Origin of the sequence: Lentibacter sp., from assembly GCF_965657785.1 — a bacterium.
Lineage (GTDB): Bacteria > Pseudomonadota > Alphaproteobacteria > Rhodobacterales > Rhodobacteraceae > Lentibacter.
In genome coordinates, this window is the sequence record NZ_CBFHPP010000010.1 from 40,246 (window position 1) to 55,902 (window position 15,657).

17 protein-coding genes are annotated in these 15,657 nt (G+C 58.4%); 10 read left to right on the forward strand and 7 right to left on the reverse strand.

Annotation, left to right across the window (positions count from 1 at the left end; all coding sequences use genetic code 11):
* Positions 1-7 precede the first annotated feature (7 nt).
* A complete protein-coding gene (locus ACTF58_RS07770) occupies positions 8-1,123 on the reverse strand; it encodes a hypothetical protein (RefSeq protein WP_438991398.1) in 1,116 nt (371 codons plus the stop codon).
* 191 nt (positions 1,124-1,314) lie between these two features.
* On the opposite strand from ACTF58_RS07770, the gene thyX reads away from it, so the two are divergent.
* Both thyX and ACTF58_RS07780 read left to right on the forward strand, forming a co-directional pair.
* Positions 1,315-2,223 (forward strand): FAD-dependent thymidylate synthase, encoded by a 909-nt coding sequence (thyX, locus tag ACTF58_RS07775; protein WP_438991399.1) that lies wholly within the window; start codon positions 1,315-1,317, stop codon positions 2,221-2,223.
* Between the two features lie 142 nt (positions 2,224-2,365).
* Positions 2,366-2,656, forward strand: a complete 291-nt coding sequence (locus ACTF58_RS07780; protein WP_438991400.1) for a hypothetical protein — start codon at positions 2,366-2,368, stop codon at positions 2,654-2,656.
* A gap of 71 nt (positions 2,657-2,727) precedes the next feature.
* Here ACTF58_RS07780 and ACTF58_RS07785 read toward each other — a convergent pair whose 3' ends face one another.
* Positions 2,728-2,934, reverse strand: a complete 207-nt coding sequence (locus ACTF58_RS07785) for a cold-shock protein (protein ID WP_438991401.1) — start codon at positions 2,932-2,934, stop codon at positions 2,728-2,730.
* A gap of 183 nt (positions 2,935-3,117) precedes the next feature.
* On the opposite strand from ACTF58_RS07785, the gene ACTF58_RS07790 reads away from it, so the two are divergent.
* Positions 3,118-3,432, forward strand: coding sequence for an arsenate reductase family protein (locus ACTF58_RS07790; RefSeq protein WP_438991402.1), 315 nt, complete (start codon positions 3,118-3,120; stop codon positions 3,430-3,432).
* A gap of 161 nt (positions 3,433-3,593) precedes the next feature.
* On the opposite strand, the gene thrS is transcribed toward ACTF58_RS07790, so the two are convergent.
* Positions 3,594-5,540, reverse strand: a complete 1,947-nt coding sequence (gene thrS / locus ACTF58_RS07795) for a threonine--tRNA ligase (RefSeq protein WP_438991403.1) — start codon at positions 5,538-5,540, stop codon at positions 3,594-3,596.
* A 158-nt stretch (positions 5,541-5,698) separates the two neighbouring features.
* On the opposite strand from thrS, the gene ACTF58_RS07800 reads away from it, so the two are divergent.
* Both ACTF58_RS07800 and ACTF58_RS07805 read left to right on the forward strand, forming a co-directional pair.
* A complete protein-coding gene (locus ACTF58_RS07800; protein WP_438991404.1) occupies positions 5,699-6,445 on the forward strand; it encodes an alpha/beta fold hydrolase in 747 nt (248 codons plus the stop codon).
* 73 nt (positions 6,446-6,518) lie between these two features.
* A complete protein-coding gene (locus ACTF58_RS07805) occupies positions 6,519-7,232 on the forward strand; it encodes an alpha/beta fold hydrolase (protein ID WP_438991405.1) in 714 nt (237 codons plus the stop codon).
* A gap of 84 nt (positions 7,233-7,316) precedes the next feature.
* Here the strand turns inward: ACTF58_RS07805 and ACTF58_RS07810 are convergent, their stop codons facing one another.
* Entirely contained in the window at positions 7,317-8,117 is an 801-nt protein-coding gene (locus tag ACTF58_RS07810) for a GNAT family N-acetyltransferase (protein WP_438991406.1), read from the reverse strand.
* Positions 8,118-8,164: 47 nt separating this feature from the next.
* Between ACTF58_RS07810 and ACTF58_RS07815 the strand changes: the two genes are divergently transcribed.
* Complete coding sequence (locus ACTF58_RS07815) at positions 8,165-8,302, forward strand: hypothetical protein (protein WP_438991407.1); 138 nt, start codon at positions 8,165-8,167, stop codon at positions 8,300-8,302.
* On the opposite strand, the gene phaZ is transcribed toward ACTF58_RS07815, so the two are convergent.
* Positions 8,299-9,597, reverse strand: a complete 1,299-nt coding sequence (phaZ, locus tag ACTF58_RS07820; protein ID WP_438991408.1) for a polyhydroxyalkanoate depolymerase — start codon at positions 9,595-9,597, stop codon at positions 8,299-8,301. The genes ACTF58_RS07815 and phaZ overlap by 4 nt on opposite strands.
* A gap of 112 nt (positions 9,598-9,709) precedes the next feature.
* On the opposite strand from phaZ, the gene phaC reads away from it, so the two are divergent.
* The 4 genes from phaC (at position 9,710) to ACTF58_RS07840 (ending at position 13,952) form a co-directional block, all read left to right on the forward strand.
* On the forward strand, positions 9,710-11,503 hold the full coding sequence (gene phaC / locus ACTF58_RS07825; protein WP_438991409.1) for a class I poly(R)-hydroxyalkanoic acid synthase: 1,794 nt from the start codon (positions 9,710-9,712) through the stop codon (positions 11,501-11,503).
* Positions 11,504-11,820: 317 nt separating this feature from the next.
* On the forward strand, positions 11,821-12,270 hold the full coding sequence (locus tag ACTF58_RS07830; RefSeq protein ID WP_438991410.1) for a phasin, PhaP: 450 nt from the start codon (positions 11,821-11,823) through the stop codon (positions 12,268-12,270).
* 143 nt (positions 12,271-12,413) lie between these two features.
* A complete protein-coding gene (phaR, locus tag ACTF58_RS07835; protein WP_438991411.1) occupies positions 12,414-12,980 on the forward strand; it encodes a polyhydroxyalkanoate synthesis repressor PhaR in 567 nt (188 codons plus the stop codon).
* Positions 12,981-12,986: 6 nt separating this feature from the next.
* The gene (locus ACTF58_RS07840) at positions 12,987-13,952 is read left to right on the forward strand and encodes a LysR family transcriptional regulator (protein ID WP_438991412.1); all 966 of its coding nucleotides are present in this window, start codon (positions 12,987-12,989) and stop codon (positions 13,950-13,952) included.
* Here ACTF58_RS07840 and ACTF58_RS07845 read toward each other — a convergent pair.
* Positions 13,939-15,150, reverse strand: a complete 1,212-nt coding sequence (locus ACTF58_RS07845; protein WP_438991413.1) for a DegT/DnrJ/EryC1/StrS family aminotransferase — start codon at positions 15,148-15,150, stop codon at positions 13,939-13,941. The two genes, ACTF58_RS07840 and ACTF58_RS07845, sit on opposite strands and share 14 nt — an antisense overlap.
* A 187-nt stretch (positions 15,151-15,337) precedes the next feature.
* Positions 15,338-15,652, reverse strand: a complete 315-nt coding sequence (locus ACTF58_RS07850; RefSeq protein ID WP_438991414.1) for a 2Fe-2S iron-sulfur cluster-binding protein — start codon at positions 15,650-15,652, stop codon at positions 15,338-15,340.
* Positions 15,653-15,657 lie beyond the last annotated feature (5 nt).

The following is a 15,657-nucleotide window of genomic DNA, read 5'->3' on the forward strand; positions in this document are numbered from 1 at the left end:
CATCGGCTTATGGAAGGGGCGTGGTGTTTGTCGGTTGTTGATTTGTCGAAAAGACACCGACTTCGCGCGCCTCTGCGGTTGATTCAAACTGGATTTCCTCGATCCGCGCGGGGCCATTGGCCACGGCACCAGCGGGCAGAACAGCCGTTTCGAGGGGGACTTGCTGGCCTGCGTTGACCAGAGCGAAGATGCGGTCGTAATCTTCCTCGGTTGTATAGCCCTCAGCTGTGCCTGTTTCGCCTGTGACGGGGTTTGTCCAGTCGATCACTTCGTAGCGGACATTTTGGATTTCGGCTGTGCCTGTCATCACAACATAGCCGGCCAAAGTCTCGCCTTGTGGCCCAGAGATCAGGCCCTCCCATTCGCCCGTGTCGCGCACGTCGAGGCCAAAATAGGTCGTCACTTCGCCGTCGACGAAGCTGCCTGTGGCGGGGTCATATTGCACCAGAACCAGCGATATATTGGGCAGTTGATTGCTGATTGCGTTGCCGTCGGGGTCTGTTCTCAAGCGGTTGCGGACGCTGCCCACGATTGCGCCTTCCAGCGTGGTGTCGCTATCGGCGGCACTTGTTGTCGGGTCAAAGTCGCCTGTGTCGAGAAGCAGTTCGACATCGCCTGTGACGAGCTCAAGCCTTGGCCCGTCGTCGCGCGTGCGCACGGCGCCGTATGTGCCAAGGTAGACATATTCGCCAACACCGCTTGGCAGGCCATAGGCGGCGCGCTTTACATTGGCGCCCGCATAGCCAAAGCCAGCCCAGGTTTCGCCGACGGCGGCTGTGACTTCGGCGTTGGCGTTTTTCATGAAGACGGCATAGCTGCGCACACGGCCTGTTGTCGGCGTCTGGATGCTGCGAAAGACATCGACGCCGTTTTGCAGGCGGCGGTGTTCATAGCGCTGGGAAGGGCCGTCAAAGGGCAGGTTGTTGATCAGAAGTTCGTTGTTTGTCTGGTCGTAGGTGACGCTGTTCATGGTCAGCTTGTCGGTGAGATCAAACAGGTATTTGTTATTGATTGTGCTGGGGTCTGTGGTGGCTGCTGTGGGGGGATCAAACGGGTTGGTCCCGTCGCCGCTACACGCGCCCAGAAAGCTCAGAGTGGCCAAGACGGCGGCAAAACGTTTCATAAAAACAAACCCTTGTTACACAACACGAGGCGAAAATCGCCCTTTGGGGCTGGCTTGTCAATCAGCGTGAGGGGGGGGAGGGTTGATGAATTCTGACCCGTTGCAATTTAGCGCAGTTTATAGTGCTTCAATGCTCTGGGTTCACAAGATATAGTCGCGGGCGACTCAGACCCTATAAGAAGGATGCCCCCATGTCTCTGACCCCAGACCAGCAGGCCGAAATCGAGACATTGCGCGCGACATCGACGCCGACGCTGCGCGCGGTGAGCGAAGGGATGGAGGCGCATCTTTACAAGGCCTATCCTGTGCTCGACCACGGGTTTGTCCGTGTGATCGACTATATGGGCGATGATGCGGCGATCTGTCAGGCGGCGCGGGTGAGCTATGGCAAGGGCACGAAATCTGTGCAGAACGATGAGGGCTTGATCCGCTATCTGATGCGCCATTGGCATTCGACGCCGTTTGAAATGTGCGAAATCAAGCTGCACGTGAAGCTGCCTGTGTTTGTGGCGCGTCAGTGGATCCGCCACCGCACCGCGAATGTGAACGAATATTCGGCGCGCTACTCGATCCTTGACCGCGAGTTCTACATTCCGCAGCCCGAGCAGCTGGCGGCGCAATCTGTGATCAACAATCAGGGCCGCGGCGAGCCGCTCTCGGCCGAAGCCTCTGCGCGGGTGCTTGAAATCCTGAAGGGCGATGCGGCGCGCTGCTATGACCATTACGAGGAAATGATCGGCAAAGAAGGCGAGCCGGACAACCTTGCGCGCGAGTTGGCGCGGATGAACCTGCCAGCCAATATCTATACGCAGTGGTACTGGAAGGTCGATCTGCACAATTTGCTGCATTTCCTGCGGCTACGGGCCGATGCGCACGCGCAACACGAGATCCGCGTTTATGCGGACGAGATTTGCAAAGTTGTGGCCGATTGGGTGCCTGCGGCCTATAGCGCCTTTGAGGACTACCGCATGGGCGGCGCGACGCTCTCGAGCAAGGCGCTTGATGTGGTCAAGCGGATGCTTAAGGGCGAAGAGGTGACGCAGGAAGCCTCGGGCATGAGCAAGGGCGAGTGGCGCGAGTTTCGCACACTGCTCGACTGAGCCAGAGACGCGCCGATCTGGGCTGTTGGTCGGGCTGAAGATTGACAGATTGGAAAGCAAAGCCTTGCTTTTTGTTTGACCTTTTGGCTGGGATTGGTAGCGTTAATCCAAGTGTTGATCATTTTTTAACGAGGGAAGTGTTATGAAAACAAAAGTCATTCTCGGGGCTGCCTTTGTGGCGCTGATGGGCGCACCTGCCATGGCAAGCGACGCTATGCCACTCTATCCTTACAAGGGCGCAAACAACTGCCCGACGGGTCTTTCGCCTGTTGTGATGGGCGGGGTGATCTGCTGTGGCACGCCGAACCAGACTGTGAGCTATTCGTCCATGATGGCGCAGCCGGCAGTGAAACGGCACAAAACCGTCTATAAAAAGCGCGTGCGCTATGTGCCCAGTGACACTTGCATTGAAGGCGAGAAGGGCTGTTCCTGAGCCTTTTGCGCCTGATTTAAGGCCTATATGAGCGGCGCGGAGGGGAAGCCTTCCGCGCCGTTTTTGTCGGCTTATTGGGGCTTGATGTCTGAGGCCATTTGGCGGCCATCGCGGCCTTCTTCCAGCTCGAAGCTGACTTTCTGATCATCTGCCAGACCGGTGAGGCCAGAGCGCTCAACCGCAGAGATATGAACGAAAACGTCTTTGCCGCCATCATCGGGGGCGATAAAGCCGTAGCCTTTTGTTGTGTTAAACCACTTCACGGTGCCATTTGGCATTCCGCTTCTCCTTCTTCCCTTTTACCGAGGCCTTTTTGGGGCGGGCCTCATACACCTTACGTCACTCACGATCTCGTGGTTCCGTCAGGGTGACTGGGCGGAAGTCAGAAATAGAAAGTCACTGTGGGAAGGGTTGCATATATTTTGTAAAAATCAAATGAAATGTGAGATTCGGAGAGCAAGATGAAGATTTACGGGCTGAAAAACTGCGATACCTGCCGCAAGGCGCAGAAGGCGCTGGCGGGGGCGGAGCTTGTCGATATCCGCGAGGCGGGGCTGCCTGAGGGGCTGCTTGCGCGGGCCGAGGCGGCCTTTGGCGCGGCGATTTTGAACACGCGGTCGACCACATGGCGGGGCCTGAGCGAGGCTGAACGTGCGGGTGCGCCGCTTGATCTGATTGCGGCGCATCCTGCGCTGATGAAGCGGCCATTGATCGAGGCGAACGGTGTGCTTTACTTGGGCTGGGCCAAGGACACACAGGCGGCGCTTGGGGTCTGAGGCTGTGATTTGTAATCTCGTATTGTTATTTTTTAACAAGAGCTTCGCAGCGTAACTTAATCTATTACATGAGCTTTTGTTCTGAGCGCAAGACGGGCAGCTCATATGCAAAAGCAGGCGCCGTGAGAGCGCCTGCCTGCGGTTCTGGTTCCGATCAGATGTTACAATAGATCGGGCGGTGTGGCGGATTTGGACAGTGTGCTGACGATCTCATCAAGGCCTGCAACACGTGTCTGTTTCTCGCCAAGACGGCGCACTGTGAGGGTGCGCTCTTCGACTTCGCGGTGCCCGACCGCAAGGATCACAGGCACTTTGCCAAGGCTGTGCTCGCGGACCTTGTAGTTGATCTTCTCATTGCGGATGTCCAGCTCGGCGCGCACGCCTGCCGCTTTGAGCGCGGCGCAGACCTCGGCGGCGTAGTCATCCGCATCCGAGACAATCGTCGCCACCACAACCTGGCGCGGCGCGAGCCAGAACGGCAGCTTGCCTGCGTGTTCCTCAATCAGAATGCCGATGAAACGCTCAAAAGAGCCGAGCGTGGCACGGTGCAACATATAGGGCAGGTGCTTGTCGCCATCCTTGCCGATGTAGCTGGCCTCAAGGCGCTCGGGCATATTGCTGTCAACTTGCAGCGTTCCGCACTGCCAGTTGCGGCCAATGGCGTCTGTCAGGACAAATTCGAGCTTGGGGCCATAAAAAGCGCCTTCGCCATCCTGAATTTCATAGTCATAGCCCGCCGCTTTACAGGCGTTGCCGAGGGCTTTTTCGAGCTGGTCCCATGTCTCTTCCGAGCCGATCCGCTTTTCGGGGCGGGTGGAGAGCTTGATCGACCAATCGGTAAAGCCGAGTTCGGCGTAGATCTCGGACAGGAAGCTGATAAAGCGCGCTGTTTCGTCTTCGATCTGATCTTCGGTGCAGAAGATATGGCCGTCGTCCTGCGTAAAGCCGCGCACCCGCATGATACCGTGCAGCGCGCCCGAAGGCTCATAGCGGTTACAGGAGCCGAATTCGGCCATGCGCAGGGGCAGGTCACGGTAGGACTTCAGACCTTGGTTGAAGACCTGAATGTGACAGGGGCAGTTCATCGGCTTGAGCGCGTTGACGGTTTTTTCGCGGGCGTGGTCTTCGTCGACTTCGACGATGAACATATTTTCCTGATAGCTCTCCCAGTGGCCTGAGGCCTCCCAGAGCTTGCGGTTGACCACCTGTGGGGTGTTGACCTCGACATAACCGCCCGCGCGCTGACGGCGGCGCATATAATCTTGCAGGGTGGTGTAGATGGTCCAGCCGTTGGGATGCCAGAAGATCTGGCCGGGGGCCTCTTCCTGCATATGGAAGAGGTCCATTTCGCGGCCAAGTTTGCGGTGATCGCGCAGGGCGGCTTCCTCTAGCATGGTGAGGTAGGCTTTGAGCTTTTCCTTACCTGTGAAGGCGACGCCATAGATCCGTTGCAGCATCTCGCGCTTGCTGTCGCCGCGCCAGTAGGCCCCTGCCACGCTCATCAGCTTGAAGGCGTCAGCGGGGAGCTGGCCTGTGTGCTGCAAATGCGGGCCGCGGCAGAGATCCTGCCACTCGCCGTGCCAATACATCCGCAGCGGCTCGTCGCCCGGGATGGCGTCAATCAGCTCGACTTTGAAAGGCTCGCCCTTGTCTTTGTAGTGCTGAACGGCCTTGTCGCGGGGCCAGATTTCTGTGCGAACTTTGTCGCGCAGGTTGATGATTTCTTTCATCTTTTTTTCGATTGCGCCGAGGTCTTCCGGAGTGAAGCTCTCTTCGCGATCAAAGTCGTAATACCAGCCATTGTCGATCACCGGACCGATTGTGACTTTGACATCAGGCCAAAGCTCTTGCACGGCGCGGGCCATGACGTGGGCAAAATCGTGGCGGATCAGCTCGTTGGCCTGATCTTCGTCTTTGAGCGTATGGATCGCGATGTCGGCATCGGCCTCAATCGGCCATGCGAGGTCATAATGCTGGCCATTCACTGTCGCCGAGATCGCCTTTTTGGCGAGGCTTGTGGAAATATCGGCGGCGACTTCGGCGGCGGTGATGCCGGCTGCGTAGTCGCGTGAATTGCCATCGGGTAAGGTAAGGGAAATCTGGCTCATGCCTAGCTCCTCGTCAGTTTGGCGCCTACGAAAGCGCCCGGTTGCGGGTATGGTTCGGGCGTTAACTGCGACACGGGGGGGCGATTGTCAAGCGCAAGCGGGGGGCTTGGCAGGGCGGCGGCTCTGAGGCAGAGTGAGGCGAAAGAAGGAGCGATTTCATGAGCAAAGCCCATTATTTTGAAACGCCACAGGGGCGGCGGATTGCCTATCACAAGGCGGGCGGCGCGGGGCCGACGCTTGTGTTTTGTGGCGGGCTGAAATCGGACATGGAAGGCACCAAGGCCATTCATCTGGAGGCTTGGGCCAAGGCGCGCGGGCTGGCCTTCCTGCGGTTTGATTACTCGGGGCATGGCGAAAGCTCTGGCGCGTTTGAAGAGGGCTGCATTGGCGACTGGCATGAGGACACATTGGCGATCCTTGAGGGGGTGACGGAGGGGCCATTGGTGATTGTTGGCTCTTCTATGGGGGGCTGGCAGGCGCTTTTGCTGGCGCGGGCCATTCCGCGGCGGATCAGGGGGCTTGTGACCATTGCGGCGGCGCCTGATTTTACCGAGGATGGCTATTGGGCCAACTTTAGCGAGGCGCAGAAGGCGGAGCTGGACACGGTCGGCCATGTGGCGCTGCCCTCTGACTATATGGAGCCTTATATTATTACCAAGCGGATGATTGAGGACGGGCGCAAGCATCTGGTTTTGCGGGATAAACTGGAGCTGGGGTTTCCTGTGCGGTTTTTGCAGGGCACGGCGGATACCGCTGTGAGCGTGGCGACGGCTGTCAGGCTTTTGGAGCACGCCGAGGGGCCTGATATGAGGCTCGCTCTGATCAAGGACGCGGATCACCGCTTTTCAGACGAGGTGTGTTTGGGGCTGATCGAGGCGGCGGTGGAGGAGGTTATTGCGGCCTGATAAAGGCTGTTTGATTTGAGCGGTTGACCTTGGCGGCGCTTCTGCCAATCTGGGCCTGTAAGGAGCCTGTTTGATGCGTGAGCCGCTGTTGTTTATCCCTGGTATGATGTGTGACGCGCGGCTTTTTCAGCCTCAGATCGAGCACTTTAGCCGCAGCCATAATGTGATGATGGCCTGCACCACAGACGGCGAGCGAATTGAAGAAATTGCTTCCTCTATCTTGTTGGATTCGCCGCAAAAATTTGCGCTTGTGGGGCTGTCTATGGGGGGGATTATCGCCATGGAGATCGTGCGGCGTGCGCCTGACCGTGTGACGCGGCTGTGTTTGATGGACACCAACCCGCTGGCGGAGACGCCGCAATCGGCGGCCGCTTACGAGCCTATGATTGTGGGGATCAAGGCGGGGCGGATGATGGATGTGATCCGCGGCTTTCTGAAGCCCGAGTTTCTGGCCCCGACGCCGCAGCGGCCCGCTGTTTTGAAGGTGGTTCAGGAGATGGCGGAGAGCCTTGGGCCTGAGGTTTTTATCAGACAAATCAAAGCTTTGCAGCGCAGGCGTGACCAGCAGGCGGCCTTGCGAAAGGCCAAGATGCCAGCGCTTGTGGTCTGTGGGGCGCATGACGGGCTGACGCCTGTGAAGCGGCATGAGTTCATGGCCGAGCTGATCCCCTATGCCAAGCTGGCGGTGGTGGAGGGTGCGGGGCATTTGCCGACGCTGGAAGCGCCAGAGGCGGTCAACGCACTGTTGAGCGAATGGCTGCGCCAGCCCTATGTTTTGCGCGCCTGAGGGCGTGGGGCCGCCTATGGGGCAGGCTGTATAGACCGCAGTATGGACAGGCCAGAGCCGCGTGGCAGAGGCCAAAACAGGGGCTTAGAACAGGCGCGCCCATGTGCCGCCCAAGGCGCGCACTTCGGCCCCAGAGCCGAGCTTGAAGCGGGCAAGGTCTGCGCTGTGGTCTGTCTCGATCAGGCCGAGATCGAGCGTGGTGATGCGGCGGATGGGCAGGTCTTGCATGGCGCGCCAGAGCAGGAGCCAATGTGCGCCAAGGCGGCGCCCCTCGGGGCCAGACCAGCCGATGTAATAGGTGGCGCAGGGGCCGTGCAGCGCAAAGAGCATGGCCGCAAGGGGCTGGTCTGCCTCAGACAGGGTGAAGAGGCGCAGCGCCTTGGGGCAGACCTCGGCCATGGTCTCTGTGAGCTTGCGCGGATAGCTCTTGTAACGGCGCGCGCGCGACTGGGCGGCCTCGGCCTTGAGCAACCATGCGTCCTGATCAGGATCAAAGGCGCGTTGGCTCAGGCCGATGTGGGCGGGACGCGCGGCTTCAAAGCGCTCAAGGCTGCGCCGCCATTTGGGCCGCATTGCGGCGCGCTGCGCCTCGGGGTCGGGCGAGAGGCCCAGACAGGCGATATGGGCGGGCTTGATGAGCTGGCGATAGCCGTTTTGCGGCAGAGCGGGGTGCGCGCTTTCGGCGTTGATGATATGGATGCGCTGCGCGGCGAGGGCCTCATAGATTTCGGCGGTGTCGCGCGGGCGGCTCGCCAGCGACAGGCCAAAGCGGCTGAGGGTGAAAGCCTCGCCCGAGGGCAGAGCGATCCGTCGCGGGGCGCGGCCCATGCGGGCGAGGGCGCTGTTGAAAAGCTCGGATTGTTGAAACGAATGTGCCTCTGTCATAGGCCTGTTAAGCCAAAAGAAACCTAATGCGTGGTTAACATCGCCTTATGAGACAGAAAAACACAGTATTCGGCCATGATCTGCCCGCTCCGAAGCTCACGCCGCTGGGGGCGGCGCTGCTGGCGCTTGCCATTGCGCTGCCCTGTGGCGCAGCCTTGAGCGTGATGGATTGGCTCTTGTTTTAGGCGGCGTTTGTATTGGCCGCTTTTTTGCCTGCTTTTTGAGCGGCTTTTTGCGGCTTGGCCGGGGCCTCGGAATTGGCATCAATGAAATCAAGCACCAGCGGGCGGATATTGTTGCGCCAGCTTTTGCCCGCGAAGATGCCGTAATGGCCTGCGCCTGGCTCAAGGTGGGAGGCTTTTTTGCTGTCGGGCAGGCCTGTGCAGAGGTCAAGCGCCGCAACGCATTGGCCGGGGGCGGAGATATCATCTTCTTCGCCTTCGACTGTTTTGACAGCGACAGTGGTGATTTTGCCGATATCGACTTTGTGGCCCGCGACGACGAATTCGTTCTTGGCGATTTCGCGCTCTTTGAAGATGCGGTGGACCGTGGAGAGATAGAATTCGGCGGTCATATCCATCACGGCGAGATATTCGTCATAGAATTTGTTGTGCTTGTCTTTTTCGCCAGCTTCGCCATTTGCGACCCGCGAGATCTGGTCCATGAAGGCTTTGCTGTGCTTTTCGGAGTTCATCGAGATGAAGGAGGAGAGCTGCAAAAGGCCCGGATAGACCTTGCGGCCTGCGCCTTTGTATTTGAAGCCGACCCGCTGGATCATGCTTTCTTCGAGCTGGCCCATTGTGACGCGGCGGCCAAAGTCTGTGACTTCGGTCGGGGTTGCGTCCGGGTCGATCGGGCCGCCAATGAGGGTGAGCGAGCGGGGCTGTGCCTCGGGGTCTTTTTCGGCGAGATAGGCTGTGGCCGCAAGCGTGAGCGGTGCGGGCTGGCACACGGCGATCACATGGGTGTCGGGGCCGAGCTCGCGCATGAAATCAACGAGATAGAGGGTATAATCTTCGATGTCGAACTTGCCCTCGGAAACGGGGATGTCGCGCGCATTGTGCCAGTCTGTGATATAGACTTCGCAGTCGCGAATGAGGCTTCTGACCGTGGAGCGCAATAGCGTCGCGTAATGGCCTGACATCGGCGCAACGATGAGCACTTTGCGGGGGGCTTTTTCGCGCCCTGTCACGTTAAAGTGGATCAGATCGCCAAAGGCGCCTTCGACGACTTTCTCGACTTTGACGATGTGATCTTTGCCATCATCGCAGGTGAAGGTGTCAATGCCCCAGTCGGGCTTGGCGACCATGCGCTCAAAGCTGCGCTCTGTCACTTCGCCCCAAGCGGCGAGCCATTGAAAAGCAGGGTTTGGCGTGAGCGCAAAAGCGGGGTAAGATGCAAAGGACTTGGCGGTTGCGCCGAACCATTGGTTGGCATTGCGAAACGATTCCATAAAGTCGTAGCTGGCCATATAGCGCATTTGGGCGTCCTTTTGCTTTGGGTTTACCTAGGGTAAGTCACTTCGTCGCGTTGTTGTGCGAACCGTAATGATTATGCTGCGTTGCAGAAAAAGATAGGGGAATTTTGTTAAGATGACAACAATAGATGATGTCGCAGGTCAAAATCTTGACAAAATGCAGGCGAATTTGCAGCGGGTCGAGGCGCTGACCGAGCGGTTGATGCGGGCAATCAGCGGGCGAAAAGCGGTGAATCCGACGCTGAGCGGCCCCGGACCCGAGCTTTATGCGCAGGCGGCTGTGAACTACTGGGCCGAGATGGTGGAGAACCCGCAGCGCATTTATGAACAGCAGCTGGAATATTGGGGCAAGTCGGTCCAGCATTTTGTCGAGGCGCAGGAGGCTTTTGTGAAAGAGGGCTTTCAGGCCCCCGCAGACCACACCGAGACGGACAAGCGCTTTCAGAACCCTTTGTGGCAGAGCCACCCTTACTTTAACTTTGTGAAGCAGCAATATCTGATCAATTCGGAGGCGATCCGCACCGCTGTTGCGGATGTGGAAGATCTGAGCGCGACGGACAAGCGGCGGCTTGGCTATTTTTCCGAGCAGATCATCGCGATGATGGCGCCGAGCAACTTTTTGGGCACCAACCCTGACGCGCTGGAGCGGGCGGTGGAAACCGAGGGCGAGAGCCTTGTGCGCGGGCTGGAAAACCTTGTGGCGGATATGGAGGCCAATGACGGCGAGCTTCTGGTCAAGCTTTGTGACGAGAGCGCCTTTGAGCTGGGGCGTAATGTGGCGACGAGCGAGGGCGCGGTTGTGTTTCGCAACGAGATGCTGGAGCTGATCCAGTATAAGGCCGCGACAGAAGAGGTGCATCAGACGCCGCTGATTATCTTTCCGCCATGGATCAACAAGTTTTATATTCTTGATCTGAAGGCCGAAAACAGCCTGATCAAGTGGATCACCGAGCAGGGCTACACCTTGTTTGTGGTGAGCTGGCGCAATCCGGGCCGTGCCGAGGGCGACTGGGGCATGGAGGATTATATCGAGACGGGCTTTAAAGAAGCGATCCGTGCGACCAAAGAGATCACCGGCGAGGCAGAGGTCAATGCTGTGGGATATTGCATTGCGGGCACGACGCTGCATCTGACGCTGGCGGATATGAAGGCCAAGGGCGACACCTCGGTCAAATCAGCCACATTCTTTACGGCGCTGTCGGACTTTGGCGAGCAGGGCGAGTTTACGCCGTTTTTGCAGAATGATTTTGTTGACGGGATCGAGGAGGAAGTCGCCAACTACGGCGTCTTGCGCTCGGTGATCATGTCGCGGACCATGAGCTTTCTGCGCTCCAATGATCTGGTCTACGGGCCTGCGATCAAGTCTTATATGATGGGCGAGACGCCGCCTGCGTTTGATTTGCTCTATTGGAACGGGGACAGCACCAATCTGCCTGGCAAGATGGTCATGGAGTATCTGCGCGGGCTGTGCCAGAAGAACGCCTTTGTTGGCGAGGGCTATGAGCTTTTGGGCGAGCGGCTTCATGTGAGGGATGTGGACATCCCGTTGTTTGCTGTAACCTGTGAGACCGATCATATCGCGGCGTGGCGCGACTGTTACCGTGGCTTTGGTATGACGGGCGCGACAGACAAGACCTTTGTTGTGAGCCAGTCGGGGCATATTGCCGGCGTGGTCAATCCGCCGAGCAAGAAGAAATACGGCCATTATACCAATGAGGCTTTGCCCGAGACGGCGGCAGACTGGTGGGCGGGGGCCGAGTTTCATGCCGGGTCATGGTGGCCGCGCTGGGAAAGCTGGCTTGGCAAACGCTCGGGGCCGATGGTTGCGGCGCGTGCCTTGGGCGGCAAGGGCTATGAGGCGCTTTGCCCTGCGCCCGGGACCTATGTGACATTGAAGCCTGATGTCTGAAGCCTGAGGTCTGAGGCCTTGATCTGGCGGGCTTGGCCTTGTGGCCCTGCCTCTGCGAGGGAGGGGGCCGTGGATGCCCCGCGATGTCATGCGATGCCATGCGATTCTGTGAAACTTTTGTAACAGAATAATGCTGCGCTGCGGCTAAGCTGAAAAGCCCTGCAAAACAAAGGGTTTACCTTGGGTCACTTTTATTTTGCTGCAGTGCAGAAAAAGACTTGAAATGCTGCGGTGCAGCGTGTATATATTCTTCAGACGCGTAACCAATACCTCGGGCAAGACAGTTACAGCCCGACCAACCTGATAGGAATTTTACAATGGCTAAAGCACAAGATTTCACAGCGACTCTCAAAGACATGATGGGCGCATTCCCCGTAGACACAGCCGCTTTTGAAGGCCAGTTCAAAAGCCAAGCCGAGCTCGGCGAGAAATTCTCTTCTGTGGCACTGAGCGCTGCTGAAAAATCAGCTGCGATCTCCACAAAATGGACATCTGAGACACTTGCCAAGCTTGGCGATATGTCAAAAGCCAAAGCAGAGCCTGCTGATTACGCCAAAGCGATCACAGATTTCGCCTCAGCCCAAGCTGAAGTGGCTTCAGAAAACATGGCCGCTTTCGCTGAAGTTGCGAAAAAAGTTCAAATGGAAACTGTTGAGCTTCTGATGGCCGCTGGCAAATCAGCTTCGGAAGAAGCCACAACAGCCGTTAAAAAAGCGACTGAAGACATGACGGCTGCCGCGAAAAAAGCGACAGCTGCTGCGAAGTAAGCAGACCGAGATAGAGCGCAACAGTCTCCTCCCATTCTGAAAGCGCTCCACTCTTGAGCGGGTCCATTGCGGCCCGCTCTTTCTTTTTCTGAGACACTCCCCTAAGCTGCAGTGCAGCGCGGCTCATTTGGGAGGATTCTGGCGTGGACGAGGCTCAGAAAACATTGCTGATCAAGCGGTATGCAAGCCGTCGGCTTTATAACACCGAAACATCCGACTATGTGACGCTTGACGATATTGCGAGTTTTATCCGCGAGGGGCGGGAGGTCCAGATTGTGGATCTCAAGTCTGGCGATGACCTGACGCGGCAGTATCTTCTACAAATCATTGCAGACCACGAGAGCCGCGGCGAAAATATGCTGCCGGTTTCTGTGCTCAATGACATTGTGCGCAGCTATACAAACCAAGCCACCCAGATGATGCCCGAGTTTTTGCAAGCCAGCTTTGATATGCTCCGTGAGGGGCAGGAAAAGATGATGAAAAATATGGGCACGATCAGCCCTATGCCGCAGATGCCGGGCTTTGAAGCGCTTCAGGCCCAGCAAGAGGCGTTTTTGAAGGCGATGACGGGCGGCTTTGGCGCGGCCGGCAGCAGCGCGGCCAAACCTGCAGCGGCTGCGGCTGCCAAGGACGACAGCGCCGACGATCTGGATGACATCAAGGCCGAGCTGGCGGCGCTTCAGGCCAAGCTGTCCAAGATGGGCAAGTAGGGCCAGATGGCGGATAACACAGGGCGGATTACCCTTTGGGGGGTGGAAGTCTTTATCGCGACAGCCGAGGAGCGCTCGATCACTGCGGCGGCGCGTCGCCTTGGAGCCAGCCCGTCTGCGGTCAGCCAGCAGCTGACCAATCTTGAGGGCGCGATGGGCGTCACGCTCTTGCAGCGCAATGCACGGCCGATTTTGCTGACCCCTGCGGGAGAGATTTTCCGCAGGCGGGCGCAAAACATCATGAACGAGGCCGAACAGGTGCGCGCCGAGCTTGCGATGAGCGATATGCGCGGGCTGACGCGGTTTCGCCTCGGGATGATCGAAGATCTGGCGGCAGATGTGACGCCCCAGCTTCTGACCCAGATGGCAGACGAGCTGAAGACCTGTCAGTTTCTGCTTGAGACAGGGGCGAGCCATTTTCTGCACGACCAGCTTGATGCGCGGGCGCTCGATGTGATTGTCGCCGCCGAGATGGGCGAAGCCTTGAGCGGTATGGAAGTGCATCCCTTGATGGAGGAAGGCTTTGTTGTGGCAGCCCCCAAGGGCGCGATTGATCGCAAGGTCGATGTGCTGCGCCAGCTCAAGCGTCTGCCGCTTATTCAATATACCTCGCGCCACCATATGGGCCGCCAGATTGCCAGCCATTTGTCGCGCCAGAACTTGCGGCTGTCGCACCGCTTTGAGCTGGATAGCTATCATGCGATCTTGGCAATGGTCGGGCAGGGCGCGGGCTGGACGATCCTGACGCCGCTGGCTTTGATGCGGGCGCGGCGCTTTGCGCCCAAGATTGATGTGATGGCGCTGCCGTTTGAGCCGCTGTCGCGGCGGATCAGCCTGACGGCGCGCGAGGGGATCTTGCAGGATATGCCAGAGGGGGTCGCCAACAAGCTGCGCCCGATCCTGCGCCAGACCATTATTGATCCGGCGCTGGAGGCTTTTCCGGACACCGAAGGTGTGATCAACCTGCTTTGAGCGCGGGCTTTGCCTTGGCGTCTTCGGCAGCCGCCAAAAGCGCCTCTGCGATAAAGTCGAGGTCCTCGCGCGACAGGCGCGCCGGCAGGCGGGTATCACAGGCGCGCATGAGCATCTTGCGGGTTTGTGGCAGCTCTGGCGTCTCGCCGCCGATAAACTGCCAGTTCCAGAAGGCGCGGGCGTTGTCTGTGCTCATCCCGAAAATCTGGACTTTGACGCCGCGCGTGGCGGCGGCGCTGGCGAAGGCTGTGGCCTCGTCATCTGTCATGTTCACAAGGTTGAACTGGATGCTGTCTGGCGCGCGCTCTTCGGGGGCGAGCTTGGCGGGCACTGTGAGCCAGGGGCTTTGGGAGAGCTTTGCGGCAACATAGTCATGATTGCTGCGGCCCTTGGTGACGCGTTCGGCCACAAGCGGGAGCTGGGGGCGGATCACGGCGGCGGAGAGATTGCTCAGGCGCAGGTTGTAGAGCGGCAGGCGGTTTTGCCAGCGCGCAAAGGCGGCTTCAAGGGCCGTATCGATCTCGCCATGCTTGCGCCAGTTGTGCTCGTAAGCGCCTGACATGATTACGGCTTGCGCGAGCAGGTCGGCGTCATCGGTGATCAGGATGCCGCCTTCGCCTGCGTTGACAAGCTTGTAGGACTGAAAGGAAAAACAGCCGATGCGCCCGAGCGTGCCGATATTTTTGCCATGCCATGTGGTGCCAAGGCTGTGGGCTGCGTCTTCAACAACAGGGATGTCGCGGGCCGCACAGAGCGCCATGATGGCGTCCATATCAGAGGTATGGCCGCGCATATGGGAGATGATCACGGCGCTGATATCCTCGTGAAGCTTGGCCTCGAAATCAGCCATATCAATACGATAGGTGTCGCCCACATCGCAGAGCACAGGCACACACCCAGCATGAACAACCGCAGAGGGCACGGCGGCAAATGTAAAAGCAGGGATCAGCACGCGGGCGTCGCGCGGCAGGCCAAGCGCCTTGAGCGACAGAAAAAGCGCAGCAGAGCATGACGAAACAGCGAGCGCATATTTTGCACCGAGCAGCTCGGCAAATTCCCGCTCCAGAAGCGCCACAGGCGCGTCCTCAGGGGCTGTATAGCGAAACAGATCGCCCGAAGCGAGCAATTGGTCAATCGCCTCGCGCGCGGCCTCAGGGATCGGCTCGGCGTCATGAACGGAAGGGGCTTTGGTTTGCATATTCAGGATTCCCGAAATTTATCTTCGGTAAACCTAAATCAATTTAATACACAAAAAAAGCCCTTAGGCCCGAATAAGCCCAATTCTGCCTTTTTCTTTCTAAAAATATCCCGGGGGAGCGCGAGGGGGCTGGCCCCCTCGCTGGGTCGGATTTTCGCGCAGCGAAAATTCGACGCCTGCCAAAGACTTAAACGGCAGGCACGATCAGCTTGAGCCCGTCAAGCTCGGGGCTTGCCACAATCTGGCAGGACAGGCGCGAATGTGGCCCGCGTTCGGCCTCTGTGGCGTCGAGCATGGCGTCCTCAAAATCCCCCGCCTGCCCGGTCTTGTCGTGCCAGCCCTCATCGACATAGACATGGCAGGTCGCGCAGGCGAGGCTGCCGCCGCATTCTCCGATCACATTGGGCACAGAGTTGGCGAGGGCGGCTTCCATCATGTTCACCCCCTCCGCGACGTCGGCTGAAATTTCGCTGCCGTCGGGCAGGGACCATGTCACATTCATAAGCG

Excerpts from the sequence above, each read along its gene's own strand:
- ACTF58_RS07770 (WP_438991398.1), bottom strand. The coding sequence starts at position 1,123 with ATGAAACGTTTTGCCGCCGTCTTGGCCACTCTGAGCTTTCTGGGCGCG.
- thyX (WP_438991399.1), top strand. The coding sequence starts at position 1,315 with ATGTCTCTGACCCCAGACCAGCAGGCCGAAATCGAGACATTGCGCGCG.
- ACTF58_RS07780 (WP_438991400.1), top strand. The coding sequence starts at position 2,366 with ATGAAAACAAAAGTCATTCTCGGGGCTGCCTTTGTGGCGCTGATGGGC.
- ACTF58_RS07785 (WP_438991401.1), bottom strand. The coding sequence starts at position 2,934 with ATGCCAAATGGCACCGTGAAGTGGTTTAACACAACAAAAGGCTACGGC.
- ACTF58_RS07790 (WP_438991402.1), top strand. The coding sequence starts at position 3,118 with ATGAAGATTTACGGGCTGAAAAACTGCGATACCTGCCGCAAGGCGCAG.
- thrS (WP_438991403.1), bottom strand. The coding sequence starts at position 5,540 with ATGAGCCAGATTTCCCTTACCTTACCCGATGGCAATTCACGCGACTAC.
- ACTF58_RS07800 (WP_438991404.1), top strand. The coding sequence starts at position 5,699 with ATGAGCAAAGCCCATTATTTTGAAACGCCACAGGGGCGGCGGATTGCC.
- ACTF58_RS07805 (WP_438991405.1), top strand. The coding sequence starts at position 6,519 with ATGCGTGAGCCGCTGTTGTTTATCCCTGGTATGATGTGTGACGCGCGG.
- ACTF58_RS07810 (WP_438991406.1), bottom strand. The coding sequence starts at position 8,117 with ATGACAGAGGCACATTCGTTTCAACAATCCGAGCTTTTCAACAGCGCC.
- ACTF58_RS07815 (WP_438991407.1), top strand. The coding sequence starts at position 8,165 with ATGAGACAGAAAAACACAGTATTCGGCCATGATCTGCCCGCTCCGAAG.
- phaZ (WP_438991408.1), bottom strand. The coding sequence starts at position 9,597 with ATGCGCTATATGGCCAGCTACGACTTTATGGAATCGTTTCGCAATGCC.
- phaC (WP_438991409.1), top strand. The coding sequence starts at position 9,710 with ATGACAACAATAGATGATGTCGCAGGTCAAAATCTTGACAAAATGCAG.
- ACTF58_RS07830 (WP_438991410.1), top strand. The coding sequence starts at position 11,821 with ATGGCTAAAGCACAAGATTTCACAGCGACTCTCAAAGACATGATGGGC.
- ACTF58_RS07840 (WP_438991412.1), top strand. The coding sequence starts at position 12,987 with ATGGCGGATAACACAGGGCGGATTACCCTTTGGGGGGTGGAAGTCTTT.
- ACTF58_RS07845 (WP_438991413.1), bottom strand. The coding sequence starts at position 15,150 with ATGCAAACCAAAGCCCCTTCCGTTCATGACGCCGAGCCGATCCCTGAG.
- ACTF58_RS07850 (WP_438991414.1), bottom strand. The coding sequence starts at position 15,652 with ATGAATGTGACATGGTCCCTGCCCGACGGCAGCGAAATTTCAGCCGAC.